The 24,831-nt window shown below is 57.8% G+C and carries 7 protein-coding genes and 1 pseudogene; 2 read left to right on the forward strand and 6 right to left on the reverse strand.

The genetic code is table 11. The annotated features are described in order from the left end of the window. Positions 1-4: 4 nt before the first annotated feature. The 3 genes from WFN87_RS03955 to WFN87_RS03965 all read right to left on the reverse strand — a co-directional run bounded on the left by WFN87_RS03955 (position 5) and on the right by WFN87_RS03965 (position 20,065). Positions 5-16,237, reverse strand: coding sequence for an Ig-like domain-containing protein (locus WFN87_RS03955; RefSeq protein WP_336981351.1), 16,233 nt, complete (start codon positions 16,235-16,237; stop codon positions 5-7). 136 nt (positions 16,238-16,373) lie between these two features. Further along, on the reverse strand, positions 16,374-17,717 hold the full coding sequence (locus WFN87_RS03960; protein WP_008461396.1) for a TolC family outer membrane protein: 1,344 nt from the start codon (positions 17,715-17,717) through the stop codon (positions 16,374-16,376). Positions 17,718-18,562: 845 nt separating this feature from the next. Beyond that, a complete protein-coding gene (locus WFN87_RS03965; RefSeq protein WP_336981353.1) occupies positions 18,563-20,065 on the reverse strand; it encodes an aldehyde dehydrogenase family protein in 1,503 nt (500 codons plus the stop codon). A gap of 190 nt (positions 20,066-20,255) precedes the next feature. Between WFN87_RS03965 and feaR the strand changes: the two genes are divergently transcribed. Next, on the forward strand, positions 20,256-21,170 hold the full coding sequence (gene feaR / locus WFN87_RS03970) for a transcriptional regulator FeaR (protein ID WP_166992156.1): 915 nt from the start codon (positions 20,256-20,258) through the stop codon (positions 21,168-21,170). Between the two features lie 71 nt (positions 21,171-21,241). Here feaR and WFN87_RS03975 read toward each other — a convergent pair whose 3' ends face one another. The 3 genes from WFN87_RS03975 to WFN87_RS03985 are packed head-to-tail and all read right to left on the reverse strand — an operon-like array spanning position 21,242 to position 24,413. Further along, on the reverse strand, positions 21,242-21,565 hold the full coding sequence (locus tag WFN87_RS03975; protein WP_336981356.1) for a YdbL family protein: 324 nt from the start codon (positions 21,563-21,565) through the stop codon (positions 21,242-21,244). A gap of 14 nt (positions 21,566-21,579) precedes the next feature. After that, entirely contained in the window at positions 21,580-21,771 is a 192-nt protein-coding gene (locus tag WFN87_RS03980; protein WP_008461390.1) for a YnbE family lipoprotein, read from the reverse strand. After that, a complete protein-coding gene (locus tag WFN87_RS03985; RefSeq protein ID WP_336981358.1) occupies positions 21,768-24,413 on the reverse strand; it encodes a YdbH family protein in 2,646 nt (881 codons plus the stop codon). The genes WFN87_RS03980 and WFN87_RS03985 overlap by 4 nt, the downstream gene beginning before the upstream one ends. Before the next feature lie 212 nt (positions 24,414-24,625). Between WFN87_RS03985 and WFN87_RS03990 the strand changes: the two are divergent. After that, positions 24,626-24,733: pseudogene (locus WFN87_RS03990) on the forward strand (2-hydroxyacid dehydrogenase); the annotation flags it as partial. Between the last annotated feature and the right edge of the window lie 98 nt (positions 24,734-24,831).

Here is a 24,831-nt window from a genome sequence, read left to right on the forward strand (position 1 = left end):
AGGGCTAGATAACTAACAGTTGGTGGTTAGCCAGCAGCGTGGCGAGATCGGTTTGTACCCCGTTGAGCGTGACTACCGTGGTCGGGTCAAAGACGCCGCCCTTACCGTCGCGGTCAATTTGAATCTCAGTGCTGCTGCCGTTCTGCACCACTTTGATGTAGTCCCCGATATTGCCCGCCCCGGCCCCCAGCTGCGCAACGCCATTGATGTAATGCGCCGATGCGTCCCCGGCGTAGCCGCTGCCCTGCAGCAGCTCACGAAGGTCAATACGGTCGCTGTCCGCCGTACCTTCCCAGGTCCCCACGCTGAAGCCGTTCACCACATCATGGCCGTTGCCGCCGGTGGCGTCCGAACTGTTCAACAGCTTGTAGAGCAACGTATCGTGACCGCCGCTGCCGATGTTGAAGGTGTCGTTGCCGCCGCCGCCTTCGAAGGTGTTGTTCCCGCTATTGCCGGTGATCACGTCGTCATGGCTGGAGCCGACGATCCCTTCGATGTTGGTGAAGGTTGCCGTGTTAAAGCCGGTGTTTTGCGCCCCGGTTTTACCCAGATCAACGGTGATACCTACCCCGGAGTTACGGAAGTCAACCACATCCATCCCGCCCGTCGCGCTCCAGGTCTGGTGATCGGATGAAGTTTCCCAGCCGCCGCCGCCGTTATAGACGTAGGTTCCCTGCTCGGCGATAAAGGTATCATTATAGCCAGTGCCGTTCAGCGTGCCGCCGTGAACGCCGGTGGCGGCCTCCGCCGTCAGGGCATAGCTTTCTTTTCCGTCTCCGGCGGTTAGCCCATTCCAGGTCACATTGCTGGTGACGCCGTTAATCGCTCTGACCAGCTCGGCATGGTAGGTTTCATTCGGGTTAAGGCCGTAGAAGCTCACCAGCGCCGACGCGTCGTTCGCCCCAATGCCCGACTGGGCGTTGATAATCTGCGTCGAAACCAGATTCCCGGCAGAGTCATACAGCCGGACGGTATTGCCGTAGAAGACGTTGATCCCTTCACTGTCGACAATGCGCAGGTGCATCGCGGTACCCGGGGCGATGGTGTTGGTGTTGGCCACCAACACCACTTTCCCGTTTTGCTGAGACACCAGCAGATCCTGAGTACCGTTCCAGTCGTAGTCCGCCACCGCAACGCCCGTGACGTTAACCAGTCCTTTTGCCAGCTGGCTTTCGGTCCAGTTTTTGCCGGTGCCGTCGTTGCTAAACAGACGCGCTGTCTGACTGGTGCCGTAGGTGGAAAACTTAACAATATCCATGTCGCCATCACCGTCCCAGTCCACGGCCACGGACATATAGCCCGCGTTAGCCGCCGTCGACGTAGACTCCACGCTGGTGTAGTTGCTGTTCAACTGACCATTACCATCGTTGTAGAAAATCTTCCCGCTGTAATTCACCGTCGCAGAGGTCACGCTCCGACCGGTGGCGATATAGAGATCCAGGTAGCCATCGCCGTTGAAGTCGGCCCACGTCATGGAGGCAGCGGTCGTCGTGTTCGCCGCGTTATCGACAAACACGTTGGCAATAGACTGCAGGGTCGTCAGCTTGCTGCCGTTGTTAGAAATCACGCTCAGCGCACTGGTCCCGTTGCTGTTGGTATGCTGGACAATATCGATGTTACCGTCATTGTTGATGTCCACGCCGGACAGTTCGCGGTAGCTGACGCCGGTCAAGCCGCCGTTGCCATTGGTCCCGTCGGCCACCATGCTACCCTTGTTGTTAATCAGGTAGGTTCTGGAGTCGCCCCCGGCGTCACCGTAGGCCAGGTCGACATAACCATCGCCGTTTTTGTCATAGGCGATAACGCCGCCGTACCAGATCGTGGTGCCGTTGGCCTGGGTACTGGTGGTATAAGTGCCATTGGCGTTGGCGATCCACATGGTCTGTACCGCGTTGCCGTAAGTGGTTTCCGTGCCGTAGATATCAACGGTGCCGTTACGGTCAAAGTCCAGCGCGGTGTAGCTGACGGTATTCGCACGCGTATTAGGCAGCGACGTCTGGGTGTAACTGTTCAGATCCGTGCCGTTGTATACCGAGGTATTGGTCACCAGCGTCCACAGGCCGTTATTGTTGAGCATTAACGTGCTGGCGCTGTTGTTCGCATTGCCCGCCGTGCTCGCCCAGCTGGTGTCATTGGCCGTTTCGGCATGCACGACCAGCGATCCTGTCTGGATCCCGGTGTTGTTGCCGTTACCCGCGCTGCTCTTCACTTGGGCGGTGACGTTGTAGCTGTTCAGCCCCAGCAGGTCGCTGTCAGGAATTTGCAGATACCAGCGGTTGGACGAAGGATCGACCACCACCGGGCCTCCGCGCTCGGAGCTGTACGTTTTGCCATTCACGGTTACGACCACGAATTCACCATTCATCAGTTGGGCACTGACATCCCCGGTGAGAATCGGCGTGGTATCTGAAGTCGATACCGCATCTACGTGGGCAATTGTCGTCGGCACCGAGGTATCGACCGTCAGCGTGAAGTCGTTCGACTCGGTGTAGTTCCCCGCTTTGTCCGTCACGCGCAGAACATAGTGGTAATTTCCGTCCAGCAGGCCAGAATCCGCAAAGGTCCAGCTTGTACCGCCGGTAATGGTCACCTTGCCTACCAGCACGCCATCGCGGAAGATCTGGGCAATTTCACCGTCGGCCAGCGCATGGTTCAGCGTACCGTTCAGTACCGGCGAGGTATCGTCGGTGGAGTAGCTGCTGTCGAAATTACCGGTACGCTCGCCGTCATTATCCGTATAGCTGACGATAGTGCCGACGGTATCCGGCGCCACGGTATCAACGGTGACAACCTGGGCTGCGGTTGAACCCACGTTTCCGGCCTGATCGATAATCCGCACCTGATAAAGATGGTCGCCGTCCGGCAAAGTACGTCCATCCACGTAATGCCACGCCGTGCCGTTCACCACGGCATCCACCCAGCTCTGACCGCCGTCCAGGCTGATTTGCACGCGCTCGTCGCTGGCAAGGGCGTGGCCCAGGGTGCCGTTCAGGGTCAACGTGGTATCCATAGTGATAAAGTCGCTGGCGCTCTGCCCGGTATCATCCGAAATACTGTCGATGGTGATGCCGTAGGTTGGCGCGACGGTATCTACCGTTACCGTCTGGCTGGTGGTTGCTCCCACGTTTCCGGCAAGGTCGACAACGCGAACCTGCCAGGTGTGGTTACCGTCCGCAAGCTGGCGGCCATCGGTATAGCTCCAGCTTGTCCCGTTGACGGACGTGGCGTTAACCCAGCTGGCTCCGCCGTCGAAGCTCACCTGAACATATTCATTTTTGCCAAGCACCGCGCCAAGTGAGCCGTTCAGCGTCAGCGTGTTATCGTTGGTGATAAAGTCGCTGTTGCTGAAGCCGCTGTCGGTGGTGATGCTGTCCACGGTAACGGTGATAGCCGCATCCGGCGGCGTGGTGTCTACCGTTACCGTCTGAGAAGCGCTCTGCCCGACATTACCCGCAGCGTCGACCACGCGAACATAGTATTGATACGTGCCGTCGGTTAACGTTCGCCCGTCGGTAAAGTACCAGGTTGTGCCTACCGTGGTGACCGTTTTCCAGGTGAGGCCGCCGTCCATGCTTATCTGCACATATTCGCCGTCCAGCAGTGAAGCGCCCAGAGAACCGTGGATAGTCAGCGAGGTGTCGCTGGTGACAAAGTCGCTATTACTCAGCCCTGTATCGTCGGCAATGCGGTCAATGGTGACGGATTTGCTCGCATCCGGTGCCACGGTATCAACGGTGACCAACTGGCTGGTGGTTGCCCCGATATTGCCCGCATCATCAATCACGCGCAGTTGATAGAGATAATCCCCGTCGGCCAGTGTGCGGCTATCGATGTAGCTCCATGTGGTGCCGCTGATACTCACGTCAACCCAGGTTTTTCCGCCATCAATACTGATCTGGGCATGTTCACCGGCCGCCAGCGTTCCCCCTAACTTGCCGCTAATGGTCAGCGTATTGTCACTGGTAATAAAGTCGTGCGCATCGAGACCCGTATCCTGGGTAATGGCCTCAACGGTAATGGTTTTACTGGCATCCGGCGCAACAGTATCAATAGTTACGTTTTGCGTTGCCGTCGAGCCCACGTTGCCGGCATTGTCGATGACGCGTACGTTATAGGTCACGATACCGTCCGGCAGCGTGCGCCCGTCGGCATAGCTCCAGGATTTGCCGTTAACCACAAGGTCAATCCAGCTGGATCCCCCGTCGAGGCTTATCTGCGCCTTTTCGTTATTGCCGAGTGCCGCGCTCAGGGAACCTTTCACCACCACCTTGTTATCGGCGGTAATAAAGTCAGTCTTGCTCAGCCCGGTGTCGTTTTGCAGAGCGTCAATGGTAATGGTCATCTGCGGCGGTGTGGTGTCCACCGTGACGGTGCGATCTGCTCCCGCACTGTTACCGATGCTGTTGCTGACGCTGGCATGAATCACATACGAGCCGCCATCGACCAGCGCGGAAACCGCACCGCTGCCGAGGGTGTAGCTCCAGGTGCCGTCGCCGTTGACCGTGGTGGTATAGCTCTGATTATTCAGGGTGATAGTCACCGTCTGGCCCGCAGGCGCGTTGGTCACGCCGCTTATCACCAGCGGAGTGCCGTGTTCTGCGGCGCTGACAATGTTGTCCTGCGCGAAGTCATTGACGCTGATGGTCGGCACCTCGCCGTTCAGGGTCACCTGCTTATTCGCACTGCTGCTGTTCCCGGCTTTATCGCTAACGCTGGCGGAAATCTGGTAACTGCCGTCTGTCGCGCCCAGGAAGTCCTGTGCCGGGACGGTCACAGACCATGTTCCGGTGTCGCTCACCACCGCCTTATAAGAGTGATTATTGAAGGTGATGGTTACCGTCTGCCCAGGCTGAGCGTCAGTGGTGCCGCTAATGACCTGGCCTGCCTGCTGCTCGGCGCTGTTGATGATGTCGTCCCCCGCCACCTTGTTAAAGGTGATGGTTGGCGGGGTGGTGTCCACCGTCAAAGTACGATCCGCGCTGCCCGGGTTTCCTGCCTTATCCTGAACGGAGGCGCTAACGTTGAAGTCACCGTCGGTAAGCTTCGCCAGATCGTCCGCGGCAACGGTCACGCTCCAGGAGCCGTCCGCCTGCACCGTAGCGTCGTAGCTCCCGCTCCCCAGCTTAACGGTCACTTTTTGCCCGGCTTCCGCGCTGCTGGTACCGCGAATGGTTAACGGCAGCTGCTGTTCCGCCGCGTTGATCACGTTGTCACCGGAGATATCGGCGAGGGTGATGACCGGCGCTGCGGTGTCTATGGTGATGTTATGGCTTGCCGAAGTGGCGTTATTTGCGCCGTCCGTCGCCGATGCCACGACCGTGTAGCCGTTACCGTGCACCAGGTTTTGTACCTGATTCGCCGGCACGGTAACGCTCCAGCCGCCGCCTTGTTGAACAGTGGTGTGGTACTGTACGCCGTTCAGCGTAACGGTCACCTGAGTGCCCACGGCCAGTTCAGCGCTACCTCCGCCGATAACTAAATCCTGCTGAGATTCTGAGGCGTTAATCACGTCGTCATCGCTGATAGTCCCGATGGTTAGCCCGACACGGACGGCGTTAACCTCAACCGTATGGGTGTTAGTGCCCTCGTTGCCGGCGCTGTCGGTGAGCGTGGCGGTAATCGTTGCTGTGCCGTTTTTCAGCGATGAAATCGCCGAAGCCGGGACGCCTATGCTCCAGTTGCCGTTGGCATCTATCTGGGTGACATACTGAGTGCCGTTGAGGGTAATAACAATTTTATTCCCTGCCGCTGCGCCGCTGCTGGAGCCAGAGATAATCTGCGCCTGGGCGTGCTCTTCAAAGTTGATGATGTCGTCACCCGCCACGACGTTAAAGCCGATCGTCGGCGCGGTGGTGTCTAGCGTTATCGTTTTGCTGCTGGTTGATCCGTTACCCGCCGCATCGCTGACGCTCGCACTAAGCTGATAGTTGTTATCTGCCAGGCTCCCCAGGGCTGTAGCATCAAGCGTTACGCTCCAGGTGCCGTCCGCTTTCACTACGCCAGTATAGGTTTTTCCGTCCAGGGTCAGCGTGACCGTCTGTCCGGCTTCCGCGTTTGACGTTCCTGTGACGACGACGCCCGCGCCTGCTTCTGCGGCATTAATAACGTTGTCCGTGGCAATGGGGTCAATGGCAAGCCCCGGCGGCGTGGCATCCACGCTGAACTCACGCTCTGCGCTGGCTCCGTTGCCGTTCACGTTAGTCACGGTAGCTTTTACTGACGCATCGCCATCCTTCAGCCCAGCCATATCGCCTGCTGGCACGGTGTAACTCCAGCTCCCGTCGACCGCAACCTGCGCCGTATAGGTGTGCCCGCCGAAAAGAATGGTGACGTTTTGCCCGGCCTCAACGTTCTGGGTCTTACCTGAAAGAACCAGATCGGCCCCTTTCTCAGCCGCGTTAAGCACGTTATCTGCTGTGATAGCGTCAACGCTGACCGCAACCGGACTGAGGTCGACATTCACCATGCGATCGATAGAGATAGGGTTCCCCGCGCTACTGCTGCCCGCGGCGGTAACAGTGACATTGCCTGCCGCCCACTGGCTGACATCTTCCGCAGGTACGGCGGCCGACCAGGTTCCGCTGGCGCTCACCGTTGCCAGGTAGTCTTTGCCGTTGATGGTGACGGTCACGGTACTGCCTGCGCTCATACCGCTAGCGCTTCCGCTAACAATCAGGTTCTGATTGTGTTCAATGGCGTTGATCACATCGTCCCCCGCCACGGTGTGGATCCGAAGACCCGGCAGGCTGGCATCAATGGTAAATTCACGTTCTGCCGTGCCGCTGTTGCCGTGCCCGTTAGTGACCGAGGCCGTGGCGGTGAGTTTTCCGTTCCCCAGGGCGGTAAGCACGCTAGCAGGCAGGTCGAGGCTCCAGCTCAGATCGCTCTGCACCGTCGCGGTGTAGGTTTTCCCTCCCAGATTGATCGTGACTGTGTCGCCGGCTGCCGCATTGCTGACTTTTCCGCTCAGAGTCTGGCCTGCTGCGATTTCAGACGCGTTAAGGACGTTGTCTGCGGTCACTGGATTAATCGTGACGCCCGGCGCGGCGGTGTCTACCAACAAACTGGCGTGAGTGCTGGCACTGTTGCCGATAGCGCTTGTTGCGGTAGCGGTCAGCGTATAGTTGGCTTCGCCCAGCCCGGCCAGATCGCCCGGCTGAACGTCAACGCTCCAGTTACCGCTGGCGTCGGTGGTGGCGGTATAATTTTTACCGTTCAGCGTGACAATAACCGCAGTGCCCGGGGCCAGATTAGCGCTGGTCCCGCTCAGGGTTAATGTTTCCCCTTTTTCACTGGCGTTAAGCACGTTGTCAACGCTTAACGGATTGAAGCTGAGCGACGGTAAACCGGTATTGACCACAACGTCATGGCTACCGATCCCCGTATTACCTGCTGCATCCGTCAGGCTGGCGTGAATAGTGACGGTGCCGTCCGCCAGCTGGCTGACGACGCTGGCCGGGACGCCAATGCTCCAGTTGCCCGCAGCGTCCACGGTGGTAGTCCAGCTGTTGGAGCCAATGGTCACGGTAATTTTGTCCCCTGCCGCAGCGCCGCTGCTGGAACCGGAGATAATTTGTGCCTGCCCGTGCTCGGCGAGGTTAATCACATCGTCGCCCGCAACCACACCAAAGGAGATGGTCGGCACGGTGACGTCCACGCTGAAGTTATGGTTTGTGGAGGTGTGGTTGCCTGCGGCATCGCTGACGCTGGCTGCAACGGAATAGACGCCGTCACCAAGCGCAGAAGCTTTCTCCGCCGGAACGGTTATGCTCCACGTTCCGTCAGCCTGCACGGTGCCGGTATAAGTTTCATTGTTCAGCTTCACGGTCACGGTCTGGCCCGGCTCCGCATTGCTGGTACCGTTGATGACCAGCGGCTGCCCGGCCTCGGCTGCATTGAGCACGTCATCCCCGGCGATAGTGTTGATTTGCAGGGTCGGGGCTGCGGTATCCACGCTGATTTCACGCCCGGCCGATGCTCCGTTACCGCTCACGTTAGCGACGCTAACTTCCACAGAAGTCTCGCCGTCTTTCAACCCTTTCATATCATTAGCCGGTACGGTGAATGTCCAGCTACCGTCGCTTGCTACCTGAGTAGTGTAGGTGTGCCCGGCAAAGGTAATGGTGATGGTCTGCCCGGCCTCCACATTTTGTGTTGCCCCGGATAGCAATAAATCAGCGCCCTTCTCGACAGCGTTCAGCACGTCGTCCCCGGCAATCTGGCCGATGGTTATCGCCACCGCGCTGAGATCAACATTGACGGTGTGATCGATGGACACCGGGTTGCCTGAGCTGCTGGTTCCGCCTGCCGAAACGGTAATATCGCCTGCCTGCCACTGGCTGACTTCGTTTCCTGGCACCACAGTCTGCCAACTGCCGTCGGCACGTACCGTCGCGGCATAGTCTTTACCGTTGATGGTCACAGTTACCGCACTGCCTTCGCTCAGGCCACGGCTGGTGCCGTTGATGACCAGGTTCAGGCCATGTTCAATGGCGTTGATAACGTCATCGCCCGCAATGGTATTAATCCGGATGCCCGGCAGGGCCGCGTCGATAGTGACTTCGCGAGAGCCGGTACCGGTGTTACCCGCGCCGTCCGTCACGGAAGCATTAATTTTAAGCGAGCCGTCGCCCAGTGCGGTCAGCACATCCTGGCTAAGGGCCAGGCTCCAGGTGAGATCGCTTTGCACCTTCGCGGTATAGTTGACGCCGCCGATGTTAATGGTCACGTCTGCGCCGGCCTGCACGCCGGTCACGCGCCCGGTGATCGTCTGGCCAGCGGCCAGCTCGGAGGCATTGATAATGTCGTCGATCGCCACGGCATTGATAATAACGCCCGGCAGCGTAGAGGCGACTTCCAGCGTGCTGCTCTGGCTGCCAGCGTTACCCACGCCGTTGCTGGCGCTGACGGAAACCTCATAGAAGGCCTCGCCAAGTTTGCCCACGTCGCCTGCTGGTACGGTGGTGGACCATTTGCCGTCGTCGCCCACGGTAGCGGCATAGTTTTTACCGTTCAGATGTACGGTGACGGTGCTCCCGCTCGCCAGCCCGGTAGAGGAACCGCTGATGATGACATCCCCGGTTTTCTCATCGGCATTGAGGATGTTGTCCCCCGCAATAATGTCGATGGTCAGGGTTGGTGCCGCGGTATCGACCTTGACGCTATGAATCGCATCGCCGGTATTGCCCGCTTTGTCGGTAATGGAGGCCGTCACGGTGTAGGTGTTATCGCCCAGTGCGCTGATATCCGCCCGCGGGATGCCGACGCTCCAGTTCCCGCTCGCGTCCACTACGCCGGTGTAGCTTTTACCGCCTAGCGTAACGGTAACAATATCGCCAGCCTGCGCGCCGGTGCTGGTACCGGAGATCACCTGCGCCTGGCCGTGTTCGGTCTGGTTAATCACGTCGTCAGTAGCGACGGTGCCGATGGTCACTTCAGGCACGGTTTTATCAACCAGCACGTCGCGGCTGGCGCTGCCCGGGTTACCCGCGCGGTCTTCCACGCTTGCGGTGACGGTGACGTTACCATCAGCCAGTTTACCGACGTCCGATGCAGGTACGGTCAGGCTCCAGTTTCCGTCTGCCTTTACCGTTGCCTGATAGCTTTCGCCGTTCAGCTGCACGGTCACGGTCTGGCCCGCCTCTGCGGTACTGGTTCCGCTGATAATCAGATCCTGCTTAGCCTCTGCGGCATTCAGCAGGTTATCCTGGCTGACAGGATCCACGGTCAGGGTCGGAGCAAGGCTGTCGATGCTGACGTTTTGCGCCGCTTCTGTGCTGTTGCCATTTTTGTTGGTCACGCTCACCTGAACGGTGGTGTCACCCTCTTTCAGGTTCACCATATCCGCCGCCGGGACGGTGTACTTCCAGCTGCCGTCCGCCTGAACCGTGGCGGTGTAGGTGTGTCCGGCAAAGGTAATGCTGACGGTTTGCCCCGGCTCTACGTTTTGCGTCGTGCCGGAGAGTTCGAGGTTGGCGCTCTTTTCAGCGGCGTTCAGTACATTATCGCCGGTTATGGCGTTAATGCCGATCACCACTTCGCTGAGATCGACGGTAACCTGATGCTGGATAGCCACATCATTTCCCGCGCCGCTGCTGCCCTTCACCTCAATGGTGACGGCACCTTCTGCCCAGCGAGCGACATCTTCTCCCGGTACGGCGGCCTGCCAGCTGCCGTCCGCGCGAACGGTTGCCGCGTAGTCTTTACCGTTAATCGTTACGGTTACCGCGCTGCCCGCGCTGAGGCCGGTGCTGGTACCGTTGATAATCAGGTTCTGGTTATGCTCGATGGCGTTAATCACGTCATCGCCCGCGACGGTGCCCACGCGCAGCCCCGGCAGGTTCGCGTCGATAACAATATCGCGACTGCCGCTGCCTGTGTTGCCGTGTCCGTTGGTCACAGAAGCAGTAATGGTCAGCTCGCCGTTGCCCAGCGCGGTGAGGATCTCTTTGGAAACCGACAGGCTCCAGCTTAAATCGTCCTGGACGGTCGCCTGATACAGCTTGCCGCCGAGATTAATAGTGACAACGTCACCTTTTGCCGCCCCGGTGACGAGGCCGCTGAGCGTCTGGCCGCTGGCGATTTCCGTGATATTGAGAATATTGTCGCTGGTGACGTTGTTGATAGTAACGGTTGGCAAGGCGCTATCGACCTGCACGCTGTGGCTGTCGCTATTGCTATTGCCGTGGGCGTCGGTTACCGCCGCGGTCACCGTGTAATTAGCCTCACCCAGCTTGCTGACGGCAGAAGCCGGAATCGTTGTGCTCCAGCTGCCGTCGGTTCCGGCCACGGCCTGGTAAGTAATCCCGTTCAGGGTGACGGTGATGAGGGTGCCAGCGGGCTGGTTGCTGGTCCCGGAAAGCACAAGGTCCTGCCCCTTTTCCGTCGCGTTAATAACGTCATCCACCGCAATGGCGGCAATCGAGATCGCCGGCAGCGCGGTATTCACGCTCAGGCCGCGATCGGCGCTGCCGCTGTTGCCAGCCGCATCGGTGACGCTGGCGGTGATGGTGTAGCTGCCGTCCGCCAGGCCATTAATGACCGACGCCGGGATGCCGACATTCCAGTTACCCCCGGCATCAAGCGTTGTGGTGAAGGTGAACGACGTTCCCTGCCCGTTGGTCACCACGACGGTAACCACATCCCCCGCAGCAGCTCCGGTGCTGGTGCCGCTCACGGTGTGGGCCTGGTTATGCTCGCTGGCATTAATGATGTCATCGCCTGCCACGGTATCGATAGTCAGCTTCGGCTCGGTAATATCAACCAGCATGCCGCGATCGGCGTTTGCAGGGTTACCTGCTTTGTCAGCCACGGAGGCGCTGACGGTGATGATGCCGTCCTTGAGCGCGGCTAAATCATTGGCCGGAACGCTGACGCTCCAGCGGCCATCGGCGCCAACGGTCGCGGTATAGTTGACGTTATTCAGCGTCACCGTAACGTCCTGCCCCGGCTCTGCGCTGCTGCTGCCGCTGACAATCAGCGGCTGCTTCGCTTCTGCGGCGTTAAGCAGGTTATCCCCGCTCAGCGGATCGATAAGTAGCGTTGGCGCGCTGGCGTCCACGCTGTATTCCTGGGCGGCGTTTGCCGGGTTACCGTTCACGTTGCTGACGCTGACGGTCACCTGGGCATCACCGTCTTTCAGTTTTGCCATGTCGGCGGCTGGTACGGTATAGCGCCAGCTCCCGTCGTCATTCACGACGGTGGTATAGCGATGCCCGGCGAAGGTAATGCTGACGGTCTGGCCCGGCTCAACGTTAGTGGTCAAGCCGGAGAGCACCAGATCGCTGCCTTTTTCTGCCGCGTTCAGCACGTTATCGGCCGTGACGCTATTCACGCTGATGGACACCGGCGCTAAATCGACATCCACGATACCGTCGATGCTGACCGGATTTTGGGCGCCATCCTCTGCTTTTGCGGTTACCGTCAGCACGCCGTCAGGCCAGCGGCTAACGTCGCTTCCCGGTACGGCGGCGCTCCAGGTGCCGTCGGCGTTTACCGTTGCCAGATAGTCTTTGCCGTTTAGCGTCACGGTCACCACGCTACCCGCGTTGAGGCCAATGCTGGTGCCGCTGACAATGAGATCCTGGCTATGCTCCGCGAGGTTGATCACGTCATCGCCCGCGATAGTATTAATACGCAGGCCCGGCAGCTGGGCTGCGATCGTGATGTCATGATCCGTGCTGCCGGTGTTACCGCGCCCGTTGGTGACGGAGGCGTGAACGGTAAGCTCACCATCGCCCAGCGCGGTGAGCATCTCTTTGCTCAGCGGCAAACTCCAGCTCAGGTCGCTCTGGACGGTAACCGTATAGCTTTTACCGCCAAGAATGACGGTAACTTCATCTCCTGCCGCCGCGTTGAACGCGCTGCCGCTGAGCACCTGTCCGGCGTTAACCTCCGCCAGGTTGATGATGTTGTCGCCCGCGACGGTATTAATAGTGATGACAGGCAGCGAGCTGTCGACCAGCACGCTGTGACTGGCAGAATTGCTGTTACCGCTGGCATCCGTGACCGATGCGTTAACGGTATAGTTAGCTTCACCCAATTTTGCGACGTCCGGCGCCGGGATCTTAACGCTCCAGGCACTGCCGGTAACGACGGCAGCATAGTCAACACCGTTCAGATTCACGGTGATTTGTGTCCCGTCCGGCTGGTTGCTGGTCCCGCTAATGGTAACTTCTGCGCTCTTTTCTGCCGCGTTAATCACGTCATCCTGCGCGATGACATTGATGGTGATTTGCGGCAGTCCGGTAGCAACATCAAACGCCAGCGAGCTGCCGCCGACGTTGCCTGCTTTATCCGTCACCGCGACCGTTGCGGTATATTTGCCGTCTGCCAGACCGCCTATCACCTCTGCAGGCAGGCCAATGCTCCAGTTTCCACCGGCGTCCAGCACCGTAGAATACTCGACGCCGTTAACGGTGACTTTAACGCTGTCGCCCGCGGCCGCGCCGGTGGCTTTACCGGACAAGATCTGCGCCTGGGAATGTTCGGTGCGGTTAACGATGTTATCGCCAGCGAAAACATTGATGGTGACCACCGGCACTGTGGTATCGACCAGCATGCCGTGGTTGATACTGGCCGGGTTGCCTGCTATGTCGCTGACGCTGGCGCTGATAGACCAGTTACCGTCGGTTAGATTAGCCAGGTCTGCAACCGGCACGGTGATGCTCCAGGTGCCATCGGCCAGCACCTGGCCGGTGTAGCTTTGGTTATTGAGGTTCACGGTGACCGTTTGCCCCGGCTGTGCGGTGCTGGTACCTGTGATGACCAGGTCTTGTGCCGCTTCGGCATGATTAAGAATATTGTCAGCCGTGACGCTGTGGAGCGTGATTGACGGTGGCTGGGTATCGACCAGCACTTCCCTTGCGCCGCTGGCGCTATTACCGCTGGCATTGGTAACGCTCACGGATACTTCTGCTCGGCCATCAATCATGTCGCGCATATCCGCCGCTGGCACGGTATACGTCCAGTCACCGTTTTCGTTAACGGTTGTGGTGTAGGTGTGCCCGGCAAATTTAATGACTACAGTTTGCCCGGTTTCTACGCCCTGAGTTTTCCCGCCCAGGGTAAGATCTGCGGCCTTCTCAACCGCATTCAGCATGTCATCGCTGGTCACGCTGTTGATGGAGATAGCGACGGAGTTCAGATCAACGTCCACCGGGCGGGAGGCCGCAACCGGGTTGCCCCATTCATCGGCAGAACTGGCGCTAATGTCCAGCTTACCGTTCGGCCAGCTGGCCAGATCGCTTGCCGGGATCCCTATTTGCCAGGTGCCGGTGGCGCTTACAGCCGCCGGGTAATCCACGCCATTCACGCGTACGGTAATAATTGTCCCAGCGTTGAGGTGTGAGCTGGTGCCGCTCACCGTCAAATCCTGATGCTGCTCGATGGCGTTAATCACGTCATCCCCGGACACGGTATTGATGCGCAGCCCCGGGAGCTGAGCGTTGATATTAAAGCTGCTGTCGCCCCGGCCGGTATTGCCGTGACCGTTGGTCACGGACGCAACCACGGAGACATCGCCATCGCCCAGCGCCTGCAGGTCGCCCGCAGAAACAGTGATGCTCCAGGTCAAATCGCTTTGTACTTTGGTGGTGTAGTTTTTTCCACCTACGTTAAGGGTAACCGTGTCGCCTTCACGCGCGCCGGTGACTCGCCCGCTCAGCGTCTGGTCGTTAGCGATTTCGCTGTTGTTGATGCGGTTGTCGCCCGCGAAGGTCGACACCACTACCGTAGGCAGTGCCGTATCAACCAGCAGCGTCGCATTCGCCGTCCCCGTATTTCCCGTACTGTCCGTGCCGCTGACGCTCAGCGTGTAAGTGGTATCGCCCAGCTTGACGACATCCTCAACGGGTACCTGAACCTGCCAGACACCGCCCTGAACGTCCGCGGTATAATTGACGTTATTCAGCCTGACGGTGACGGTGCTGCCGTCCGGTAAATTGCTGGTGCCGCTCAGCGTTAACGGCTGAGTCGCCTCAATGGCGTTCAGCACGTTGTCCTGGCTTATCGGATGGAAGGCAACCGCTGGCGGCGTAGAGCTGACGGTGATGTCATGGTCTACTCGGCCACTGTTTCCCGCCGCATCGGTGATAGTTACGGTAACGGTATTTGTGCCTTCCGGCAGCGATGAAATAACTTCTTTGGGTACGCCCACGCTCCAGCTGCCGTCCTGCTGCACGCTGGTTTGGAAGGTTTCTCCTCCAATAGAAACGGTGACCTTGTCTCCAGGGGCTGCGCCACGGCTGGTGCCAGAAATGATCTGTGCCTGACCCTGTTCGCTGACGCTGAGAATATCATCCCCGGCCACGGTATTGACGCTGGCTTCCGGCGGCGTGGTGTCTACCAGCAGGGACGCGTTAGTGGTGGTGGTGTTACCCGCTTTATCGCTGACGCTGAAGTTCAGCGTGTAGCTATTGTCCGCCATAGTCTGCACATCATCCGCCGGCACGGTCATGCTCCAGCTGCCGTCTGCGCTTACCGTTGCGGTATAGGTTTTGCCGTTCAGCTTAAGCGTGACCACCTGCCCGGCTTCGGCGTCAGTTTTACCGCCGATGATCACCGCCGTGCCGTGTTCAACCGCATTAATGATGTTGTCGTCGGCGATGGCATTTACCGTCAGCCCAGGCGCTTTCGTGTCCACCACCAGCGTTTCACTGGCAGTGACATTGTTGCCTGCGGCGTCTTTCCCGCTCACGGCTACCGTCCAGCTCCCGTCCGCCAGGTTTTTGGCGTCGGCTGCAGGCACGGTTACGCTCCAGCTGCCGTCGCTACCTACGGTTGTGCTGTAAGTTTTCCCGTTCAGGGTGAGGGTTAACGCCGTGCCGCTGGCCAGCGCCTGCGAACTGCCGCTGATGATAACGTCATTTGCCTGCTCCGCCGCGTTGATCATATTGTCGCCTGCCGTCGTCGCGACGGTCAGTGAAGCCTGAGCGGTAACAACATTGAGGGTAATATCCCCGGCAGAGGTGACTTTATTGCCGTCGATTTGCACCACGCTGTAGGTGTGCGTCCCGTCCGGCTGCTCGCTCAGCAGCACTTTCCAGTTGCCGTTGCTGTCGACCATGGTGCTGGCAATGGTGTTGCCGTTGCTGTCTTTGACCTGAATAGTGGCTCCCGGCTGTCCGGAGCCGCTGAAGGTTGGCGTTGCGTCATCGGTCACCGCGTTGCTGCTCAGCAGCCCTTTGCTGTCGCCTTTGTTGTCGGTAACCGTGAACGTTGGCCGGGCGCTTTCGACCTCTTTGGTATTGTCGATAACGGTGGTGTGTGACTTCCCGCCGCCGTGTGCCAGCAGCGCCCCGATACCCGCGCCCCCGGCCACGGCACCAGCAACCCAGCCCCACGGCACATCGCCGAGCGCAGAGCCGTCCATGAATGGTGCAATGGATTCAATGGGGACGGAGGTTGCCGTTAAAGCCGTGCCCTGGCTGCCAACCGCGGCGCCCGCTTCGTCGAAAGTGATATGCGTCAGTGCCTTGCCGTCATCAAACACCAGTTCTGAATGGTGCCCAGACCGCCCTTCTTCCTCCACAAAATAGCCATTGCAGCGAATAACGCTGCCGTCTTTCATGTATACCAGCAGATCGTTGCCCTGACGCAGATAGTGCGCCACATCTTTAGCGCTGCCGTGAATCTGAATGACAGAGGGGGATGAAAGCGACACAGAGAGATTCCCATCGCCTGTTACCAGGGTTTTCTCTGCGTCCTTGCGGGAAATAACTTCAAGAATCTTACTCATAGCACTTCTCCTTATATATGCCGGAACGAGGCATACGGTATTAATTTTTGGATGTGGAAACCCCTGAGAATTCCGGATCTCATTTCACATCAACTTATTTTTATGTGGCGGGGCTAAGCCACTACTTTCACACCATTTATTTCAAATCCGGTAATTTCGAGGCGGCATTTTTCTCGACGCCTGTCAGGGGCAATAGATTATCAACGGCGGCAGCGTAATTTACTGCCGCCTGCCAGCCGTCGAAGTCCGCATTAATTTGTGCATAGGCCGCCTGGAACACATCCTGCTCCACGCTTAATAAGTCGTTGAGACTGCGCTTGCTTAATTTATATTCATTTTTATAAACTTCCCGCGCGCGTCGGGCATTTTCCAGCTGGAGTTTTCCCGCCGTTTCACGGCCTCTGGCCCCGTTCCAGTCAGCCATTGCCACGGACGCTTTTTGCAGCACGTCGAATTTCGCCTGCTCAACCTGAGAAGCCGCAATACGTCTGGCTCCCTGAGCCTGCTCGACCTGGGCGGAGACCGCCCCGCCCTGATAGATAGGCGCGTCCACGCTCAGCTGAATCTGATCGTCCCAGTACGCGCTGTTGTTGGACTGGTAACGAGTGCGTCCGCCTTTCAGGCTCAACGTGGGCCAGTGGCCCGATTTCGCTTTCTCTACGGCATACCCTGAAGACTCACGCATGGCCTCCGCCGCCAGCACGCTCGGGATCAGCGAGTAATCAATGTTGTCGAGCGGTTCCTGTTCAAGCGCCAGACGTACCGGCATGGCCTGATATTGCGCGGCGTTGATTCCGGTTAATACCGCCAGTCTCGCTTTCGCGCTTTGGAGCGCCGCCTGATATTGTTCAAGCGTTGAGCGCATACCGGCAATGCGAGTCTGGGTTTGCAGCACGTCCGAACTCGAGCTCAGCCCGGCATCCGCCCGCAGCTTTGCCATGGTGTTGACGTTTTGCAGCGCGGCAATACTCTCTGTCGTTGCCGCGATCAGCGCCTGGTTACGCTTCACATCGACATAGGCCTGCGCCGTTTTTTCTGCCACACCGGTCAACGTCGCCATAAGCTGGTAGCGATAGCTCTCACGCTGGCTCTCCTGCTGACTAATGTTGCTGCTGGTTTTCCCAAAGTCATACACCAGCTGCGTCAGGCTAAGTCCGTAGGCAGCCGAGTTCTTGAGGGAACCGCTGGAGTCCGTGGTACGCGAATGCCCGGTGCTGCCGCTGAGGGAGATCTGCGGCATCCAGGCGCTTCGGGCTTGATCAATCTGCGCCTGACCAATCCCGAACTGAGCTGCCTGCTGAGAAACAGCAGGATCGCGGTCAAGAGCGAACAGAATACTTTCGTTCAGCGTGAGGGTTGCCGTTTGCGCGATGCCGGGTGCTGTGGCCCAGGCCGGCGCTGGTGCGGCATTCACCCGCATGCCGCTGCCGAAAAAAATAACGGCAAGCATCGCGACCGGCAGGGAATAAGACTGAAGCATAAACGGCAATATCCTTATCCATTAAATAATCAGGATGATGTTGCTCCTTCCTGCATTGGGAATAAACAGGCACGGATGGGTAGCTGATGTATTTAAACGACTGTAATGGTTGAATTAAAACGCCCACATTATGGCGCCCCGTTTATTTCTGGAGCGAGACGTTGTGACTATAAAGAGGTAGAAAGCTGTCGACCGCTTTCATGTCTTCTTAATAAATGAAGGTCATGATTTCACGCTGCCTCTTTATATAAAGGCGTTACGCAATATGACTTATTTAGTCCTGCGGAGCAAATCACTTAGATCCTTTTTCCGAATCATCCTTAAGAAAAATCCTACCAAATAAAAATTAACCTCACCAATGATTTATTGTTAATAGTATGTTACTCAAAAGGAGGTGCTCTGAAAAAACAGATCGATTGATCTCGTGAATAGAGACATCGTGATAAATAGCTAATAGTTATAATTCATAAGCTTATGGCATAAGCATTGATTTACATCAATTTTACATTCCAGCGAAGTTCTTCAATAAATCCGTGCTGCTCATTTTTGGTTGTTTTTCCATAAATGTTACATTGTCGCAAGTTCTACGCAAAATAAGGGCGTTGGGCAGATGTTAACCCGGGGCGATCGTCACGAAAAAAAATCATTTCATGACTAAAATAACGTCTTCTTGACAAAAAAATGCAAAAAAAAGACCGGGGGGAAACCCGGTCTGAAGGTAGCAACATTTCTTATCAAGATTAATGGTCAAGATCGGACAACGATCTTCCCTCGCGGGAGGGGACCTGCAGATTACCAGCGGCAACTTATTCCGGGACGTGATAAGTACCGAAATGTGCCAACGTTCAGTAACGCACGCATACGGTTTTGGTTTCGGTATAGGCGTCAAGCCAGTCCGGGCCAAAATCACGCCCGTAGCCCGACTGCTTCATGCCGCCAAACGGCATATTCGCGTCGATTAGCGTATGGCTGTTCACCCAGACAGTGCCCGCCTGTATACGGCCAGTGTACTGCATTGCCGCCTGCAGGTTGTTGGTCCACAGACTTGCCGTCAGGCCGTAGTCGCTGTCGTTGGCCTGTCGCAAGGCTTCTTCCGCATCCGACACGCGCACGAGGTTAACCACCGGGCCAAAGACCTCTTCTCTGGCAAGGCGCAGAGAGGCGGCAGGGTTCACTACCAGCGTTGGGGCAATATAGTAGCCGCTGCCCTGCGGGCCTGAATTCCCGGAGATTAGCTCCGCGCGCTGCTCTTGCGCCTGCACCAGATATCCGGCCACTTTTTCCTGTTGCACTTTCGATACCAGCGGGTTGATGTGGGCCGCTGGGTTCATGCCCGCCCCCACCTGCAGCGATTTCACCGCTTGCTCAAAGCCGCTCACCAGCGTGTCGAACAGCGGGGCTTCGATATAGATCCGCGAACTGGCGGCGCACACCTGCCCCTGGTTAAGGAAGCTGCCCGCCATTAAGCCTGCAATCACCATCGCCGGGTCAGCATCTTTCAATACGATTGCCGGGTTTTTTCCCCCCAGCTCCAGCGTGATGCGCGTTAGCCTGTTCGCTGCTGATTTGGCAATGCCTTTGCCCGTCGCCGTCGAGCCGGTGAAGCTGACTTTGGCAATCAGTGGATGTTCGGTCAGGGCTTTACCGCAGCCGGAGCCGCTGCCGGTGACGACGTTAAATACGCCGTCCGGCACGCCTGCTTCTGTAGCCAGTTCGGCCATACGCAGCAGCGTTAGCGGCGTAGTTTCTGATGGTTTGACGACAATCGAGCAGCCTGCCGCCAGCGCCGGCATCACTTTCCACATGCCAATAAGCAGCGGGAAGTTCCACGGCACGATCCCGGCCACGACCCCCACGGGTTCTTTGCGCGTCCAGGCCTGATAGCGCGCCCCTTCCGGCATTGGGATAGAAACATCCAGCGTCTGGCCGCTGATTTTCGTTGTCAGGCCTGCGGTATAGCGCATCCAGTTCAGCGTGCAGCCCACTTCAAATGCGCGAGAGATGTTAATGGACTTGCCCTGCTCCAGCGTTTCAAGCTGCGCCAGTTCTTCCGTGTTTTGCTCAAGCAGGTCGGCAAACCGCAGCAGGATCCGCTCCCGCCCGGCAGGCAGCATGTTGGCCCATACGCCGCTGCTGAAGGCACGCCAGGCAGACGTTACCGCGCGGTCGACATCCGAGGCGCTGGCGTCGGCACTGCTGGAAATTTGCAGCCCGTCCGCCGGGTTAAAGACCGGCAGGCGCCCTTCGCTGTCTGACGCCTGCCAGCGGCCGTCAATGTACAGCCCATGTGAACGCTGAAGAAACTGGCGCACACAGCCCAGCACGCTTACCGTTTCTGGCTCGGTCATAGCATCTCCTTATCAAGGTCATTATCGTGTAGCCCACCTTCATTCTAGGCGCTATGTTGAGGTTAGGGTTTTCTCCGGCTGACATTCGCTTTGCTGGCTGTGACACGCTACACAAATGTTGATGATGATTCTTTTTTTGAATCACGTTTACCTATAGTTATTGGCTTCTGGCGGCAATCAGTGAGGATATATGGTAGAAAAACAGTGCAACGAGCGATTCGAAAAATGGCTTGACCAGGTGAATCGCGCATGTGGTCGTTTTTCAGGTGCGGCGCTGGAGAGCGGGTTTCACGGCAGCCTGAGCGAACACCTTACCCATGCCATTAAACTTAGCGTGGTGGAAATTAACCAGGCACGCCTGCTGCGTACAAAGCAGGAAGTGACCCAAAGCAACGACGCCTGGTTTTATACCGTTTTTCAGCTGGAGGGCGAAGCCGTCATGGAGCAAGGCGATCGCCAGGCCGTGCTTACTCAGGGTGATATTACGCTGATTGATGCTGGCCGCCCCAGCTGTTTTACCTATACCGACGGGGCGAAGCAGGTTTCGCTTTTACTGCCGCGCCATCTGCTGGAACAGCACCTTCGCCAGGGCGAAGTCCCCTGCGCACAAAGACTCTCCGCAGAGATGCCTGTTGTGCGCCTGAGTCACAGCTTGCTGCGTGAAAGTATGGGTAGCGAGGGGCTCAGTGGCGGAGAAAGTGAAGCCACGCTCGAAGCGATTGCCTGCCTGCTCGCGCCGGCGCTGATTCAGCACAGCCTGCCGGGCTCAAAGCGCGACCGCCACCTGCAGAAAGTCATGTCGCTGATTGATGACCATATTCAGTCCGAAACGCTGCGCCCGGAGTGGATCGCCGCCGAGTCGGGGATGTCGGTACGCAGCCTTTACCGACTGTTTGCCGATAAAGGCCTGGTTGTGGCGCAATACATTAAGAATCGCCGACTGGATCTCTGCGCCCAGGCGCTGCGCACGGCCAGCCACAGTGAAAAACTGGCGGGGATTGGCTACAGCTGGGGATTTGCCGATCACAGCCATTTTTCAACGGCGTTTAAGGGCAGGTTTGGCGTGTCGCCGGGGGAGTATCGCAAGCGTTTTCAATCAGCCTGAAAGGCAACCCTCACCCCGGCTCTCTCCCAAAGGGAGAGAGGGAAGACAAATGAGGGGGAATAGACATAAAGCTACTTCTTCATCCACTGCCCGTTCAGCCCGCGAACGTATTCTCCGGCAGGAGCCCTGTCCACCAGCTTCTGACCAGCCAGGCGAGCAACCTCATTGAGCGAGACATTGTTGGTGTCCGCCAGCTGCTGATAGTGCCGGGCGCGACCTTCATTGATGCTTTGTACCAGTGCCAGCGTCTCCGGATCCTGCTTGATGGGCGCAATATAGCCGCTTAGCGTTTCGCCCACCCGCCCCTGCTCACGCGCTTCGTTTAGGGTCAGCGCCATCACGGATGTGCTGAACAACAGGCCAGCCAGCAGCACGCTTTTAATCATAGAGTTCATCGCCGTTCCCCTTCTCAGAACAGATCGCTACGGTTTTTAAGCAGGCTTTCAACGTCTTTATCCACTTTGATGTGGATTTCGTGTTCGATTTTGACGTTCATATTGATGGTGATCGGCTCTTTAGGGGCGGCCACTTCAATGCGCGGCGTGCAGCCTGTCAGCATCAGCGCCGCCGATGCCAGCAGCACAGGGGTAAAATAGTTCATTTGGGTTCCTCACAGGCTTCACCGGACTGGGTGCAGCGAGCCGTTGGCAGCGCGGCGTTCTCTTCCAGCCAGGTTTGTAAATTATCGCCAAAGCGCAAACTGCGCCACAGGGTAAACAGGTTTTCCTGATGGGTATAGTTGAGATTGACGGTGTTAGTTTTTCCCTCCACGTGGCTGATGCCGGTCACGCTGGAACGCATCCTGACCACGCCGAGGTTGTCGAGGTCGATTTGTGTCCATGATCGCGAGATCTCCATGTAGCGCAGCCAGTTGATTGCCGCGCCAGCCGCCATGTTGTTGTCCACGATGGCATCCGCCATGTCTTTGTCCATGCGGAAGGTCATTGGGCCAGGATTGGTCAGCCAGCCGTCTTTGATAATCCACTGCGGGTGATTGAGCCACAGCGGCAGCGCGCCGTTGAAGCGCCCGGACATACTGAACTGTTTAGGGTTGATGGCGGTGACGAGCTGGCTGGAGGAGAGCCCTTGCAGCCGTAAAAGCGCCGCGTCCCGCTGGGGCATGCGCAATTGCTGCATTGAGATCTTGCCGCCCAGCACATCCGCATTGACGTTGGTCAGCAGCAGCGGCTGCTGTTCGCTCCATGGATACCAGCCTTCCAGATCGGCGGTGATGTTTTGTGTCGCTATCTGGTTGCGAATTTCAGCAATGCGCAGCGTGACCGGCCTATGCCTGCCAAAGTGCCAGGTTGAATCGCTAAAGCGGAACGGCAGTACAAAATCGACGCCGTTAATCTGGTTATCCGGCATCCACACGCTGCCGCTTTTGACCACGCCGTGGCCCCCGGCTTCAAAGCCCTGCCCGGCCGCCGCGGAGAAGGCCACCTGGGCGTAGAGATCGCCCCCTTTCAAATCCATTTTCCAGTCGGCGGGCAGCAGCGGCTGGAACACGGTGAGCGTCTGTTTTGGCCACCACGCGTTGCCTCTCAGACGCTCCCCGTCCCAGCGTCCGACCACACGCACCGGGCCAATTTTCCCGGCGTGTAAATTGCCTTTGAACAGGAAAGCAGTCGGGTTTTGCCCGTCCACGCTGAATTTAAGCGTCGATGGCGGCAAGGTGCTGCCGCCGCTAAAGGTGGTCGCCCCCGCGTCCAGAGAGAAATCGCCGGTGAAGATCTCTTTTTCTTCGTTCCGCTCCCAGCGCAGCGGGTTGTCCAGGCTAAGACGAGGCTTCGACATCAGCATTGAGCCGTACTGCAGCTTGTCGAAACCGGTGGACAGCGAACTCAGTTCAATGGCGCTGTCACGCCATTCGCCCACGCCGCGAACGTCCCATTTTGCCTGCATCGGCGTAAAGCTGCCTTTGCCCCAGTAGCGCCATTGCCACAGCCCGGCGTCCGGCAGGAAGTCATTGGCTTTCCCGTCCAGATGCAGTTCCACGGCGCCCATTTCATTGTCATGGGCGCGTAAGATAGCCTGTAGCCTGCCGTCGATGCCTTTACTGGAGACTCGCACGCCCGCCAGCGGCCAGCGCACATCGTCAATATTCAGCGTTTCAATCAGGCGGCCACGGGAACGCAGCAAGGCGCCCGGATGGAACAGCAGCGACGGGTCGGTCAATGCGCCCGTCAGTTCACCGGGCAACGCGGCATAGAAAATCAGCTGGTCCTGCTTCGCCTCTCCGGTGAGCTGCAGCGGCAAGGCGCTGTCGGTCAGGCTGAGTTTTCCTGGGCCGAAGTTCAGCACGGCGTTGCCCTTCCCGGCGTCGCCCTGAGTCAGCACATTCAACCGCCCGGTGAAAATGGCGTTATCCAACCCGGCCTGCCAGTTATCCACCTTCAGCGACACTCCGCCGCCCAGCGGGAAACCTTCATAAGGCCAGCGCCACTGCCCGGCGTTAATCTCAAGGGCGTTTTCGCTCAGGCGCCAGGGAATGCTCAGCAGCGGGGCCTCGTCGCCTGATAACTTTTTCACCGTCAGGTTGCCGGCGTTAGTGTGCCAGTTCAGGGCCACGTGCAGCCTGTCCGGCTCCTGCGGAATTTGCACCTGCGTGGCCACTTGCCCATCCGTCGGCAGGCCATCCGGCACCAGCGGGAGCGTTAAGTCACCTACCAGCTCAAGCGGCGGAAGCCCTTCGAATGCCCCGACTTTTAGATCGCTAATTTTCAGGTTTTGCCCTTTAAGCGTGGCGGAAAGCGTGAGCAATTTCCCCTGATAATCCAGCTGTTGCTGCTGCGGGGTCAAAGAGAGATGCAGCGCCCCCGCATACTGCAGCCACGGCGTGACGTTAAGCTGGTCGATAGTCAGCCAGGTGTTCGGCAGCATTTTCTGCCATTCTTCAAGGGTGCGCGGTGCGGCGGGAGCCACATCATCGGCGGGGATCTTGCTGATGCAGTCTGGATTGAGATTCAGTTCCGCGAGGTGAAGCCGCCAGCGGCTCGGATGGCTGAGGCTTGCATCTTTGAGGCTGGCAAGCTCGCACTCCCCGGCCAGATAACGAAGATCGGGGATAATAATCGCCCCGCTGTGCAGGCGTGGGCTGGCATCCAGCGCAATACGGGTGCCCTGTGGTAGCCAGATCCCGGCGAGCGTCGGCAGCCAGTACGCCACCGTGAGCAGCAGCGACAGCGGCAGCAGAATCAATGCAAGTATCAGCGCAAGCGCGGCTTTATATTTACCCTTCATGGGTGGTTAATATCCTGATTCAGCGACAATTTAAGCCGAAATATGTCATTATTCTGGCACGATTCAGGCCGGGCGTGAAGGCGGCGGCAATAGTAAGCATAGTCTGCCCGGGAAGTGAAATAGTCACCTGCCGTTAAAATTTCAGTTTATAAATTGTATGATTATTTTAAGCATGATAGTTTTGGAACCAACCCTTTCTGGAGATAAGTCTTATGAAACTTGCGGTTTATAGCACAAAACAGTACGACAAAAAGTATCTGGAGCAGGTTAACCAGGAATATGGCTTTGATCTTGAATTTTTTGACTTCGTGCGACGTGAAGTCGTCTGATTAATTGTTTCAGCCAGATACCTGGTGTGAAACCTGATGTTCCGTCATCAGTAGCCTACCGACGCATGCAGGACGGGTAACTGTTCTGT

It is taken from the genome of Cedecea sp. AS113 (assembly GCF_037152415.1).
In the GTDB taxonomy this organism is placed as follows: domain Bacteria; phylum Pseudomonadota; class Gammaproteobacteria; order Enterobacterales; family Enterobacteriaceae; genus Cedecea.

Excerpts from the sequence above, each read along its gene's own strand:
- WFN87_RS03965 (WP_336981353.1), bottom strand. The coding sequence starts at position 20,065 with ATGACCGAGCCAGAAACGGTAAGCGTGCTGGGCTGTGTGCGCCAGTTT.
- WFN87_RS03960 (WP_008461396.1), bottom strand. The coding sequence starts at position 17,717 with ATGCTTCAGTCTTATTCCCTGCCGGTCGCGATGCTTGCCGTTATTTTT.
- WFN87_RS03980 (WP_008461390.1), bottom strand. The coding sequence starts at position 21,771 with ATGAACTATTTTACCCCTGTGCTGCTGGCATCGGCGGCGCTGATGCTG.
- feaR (WP_166992156.1), top strand. The coding sequence starts at position 20,256 with ATGGTAGAAAAACAGTGCAACGAGCGATTCGAAAAATGGCTTGACCAG.
- WFN87_RS03975 (WP_336981356.1), bottom strand. The coding sequence starts at position 21,565 with ATGAACTCTATGATTAAAAGCGTGCTGCTGGCTGGCCTGTTGTTCAGC.
- WFN87_RS03985 (WP_336981358.1), bottom strand. The coding sequence starts at position 24,413 with ATGAAGGGTAAATATAAAGCCGCGCTTGCGCTGATACTTGCATTGATT.
- WFN87_RS03955 (WP_336981351.1), bottom strand. The coding sequence starts at position 16,237 with ATGAGTAAGATTCTTGAAGTTATTTCCCGCAAGGACGCAGAGAAAACC.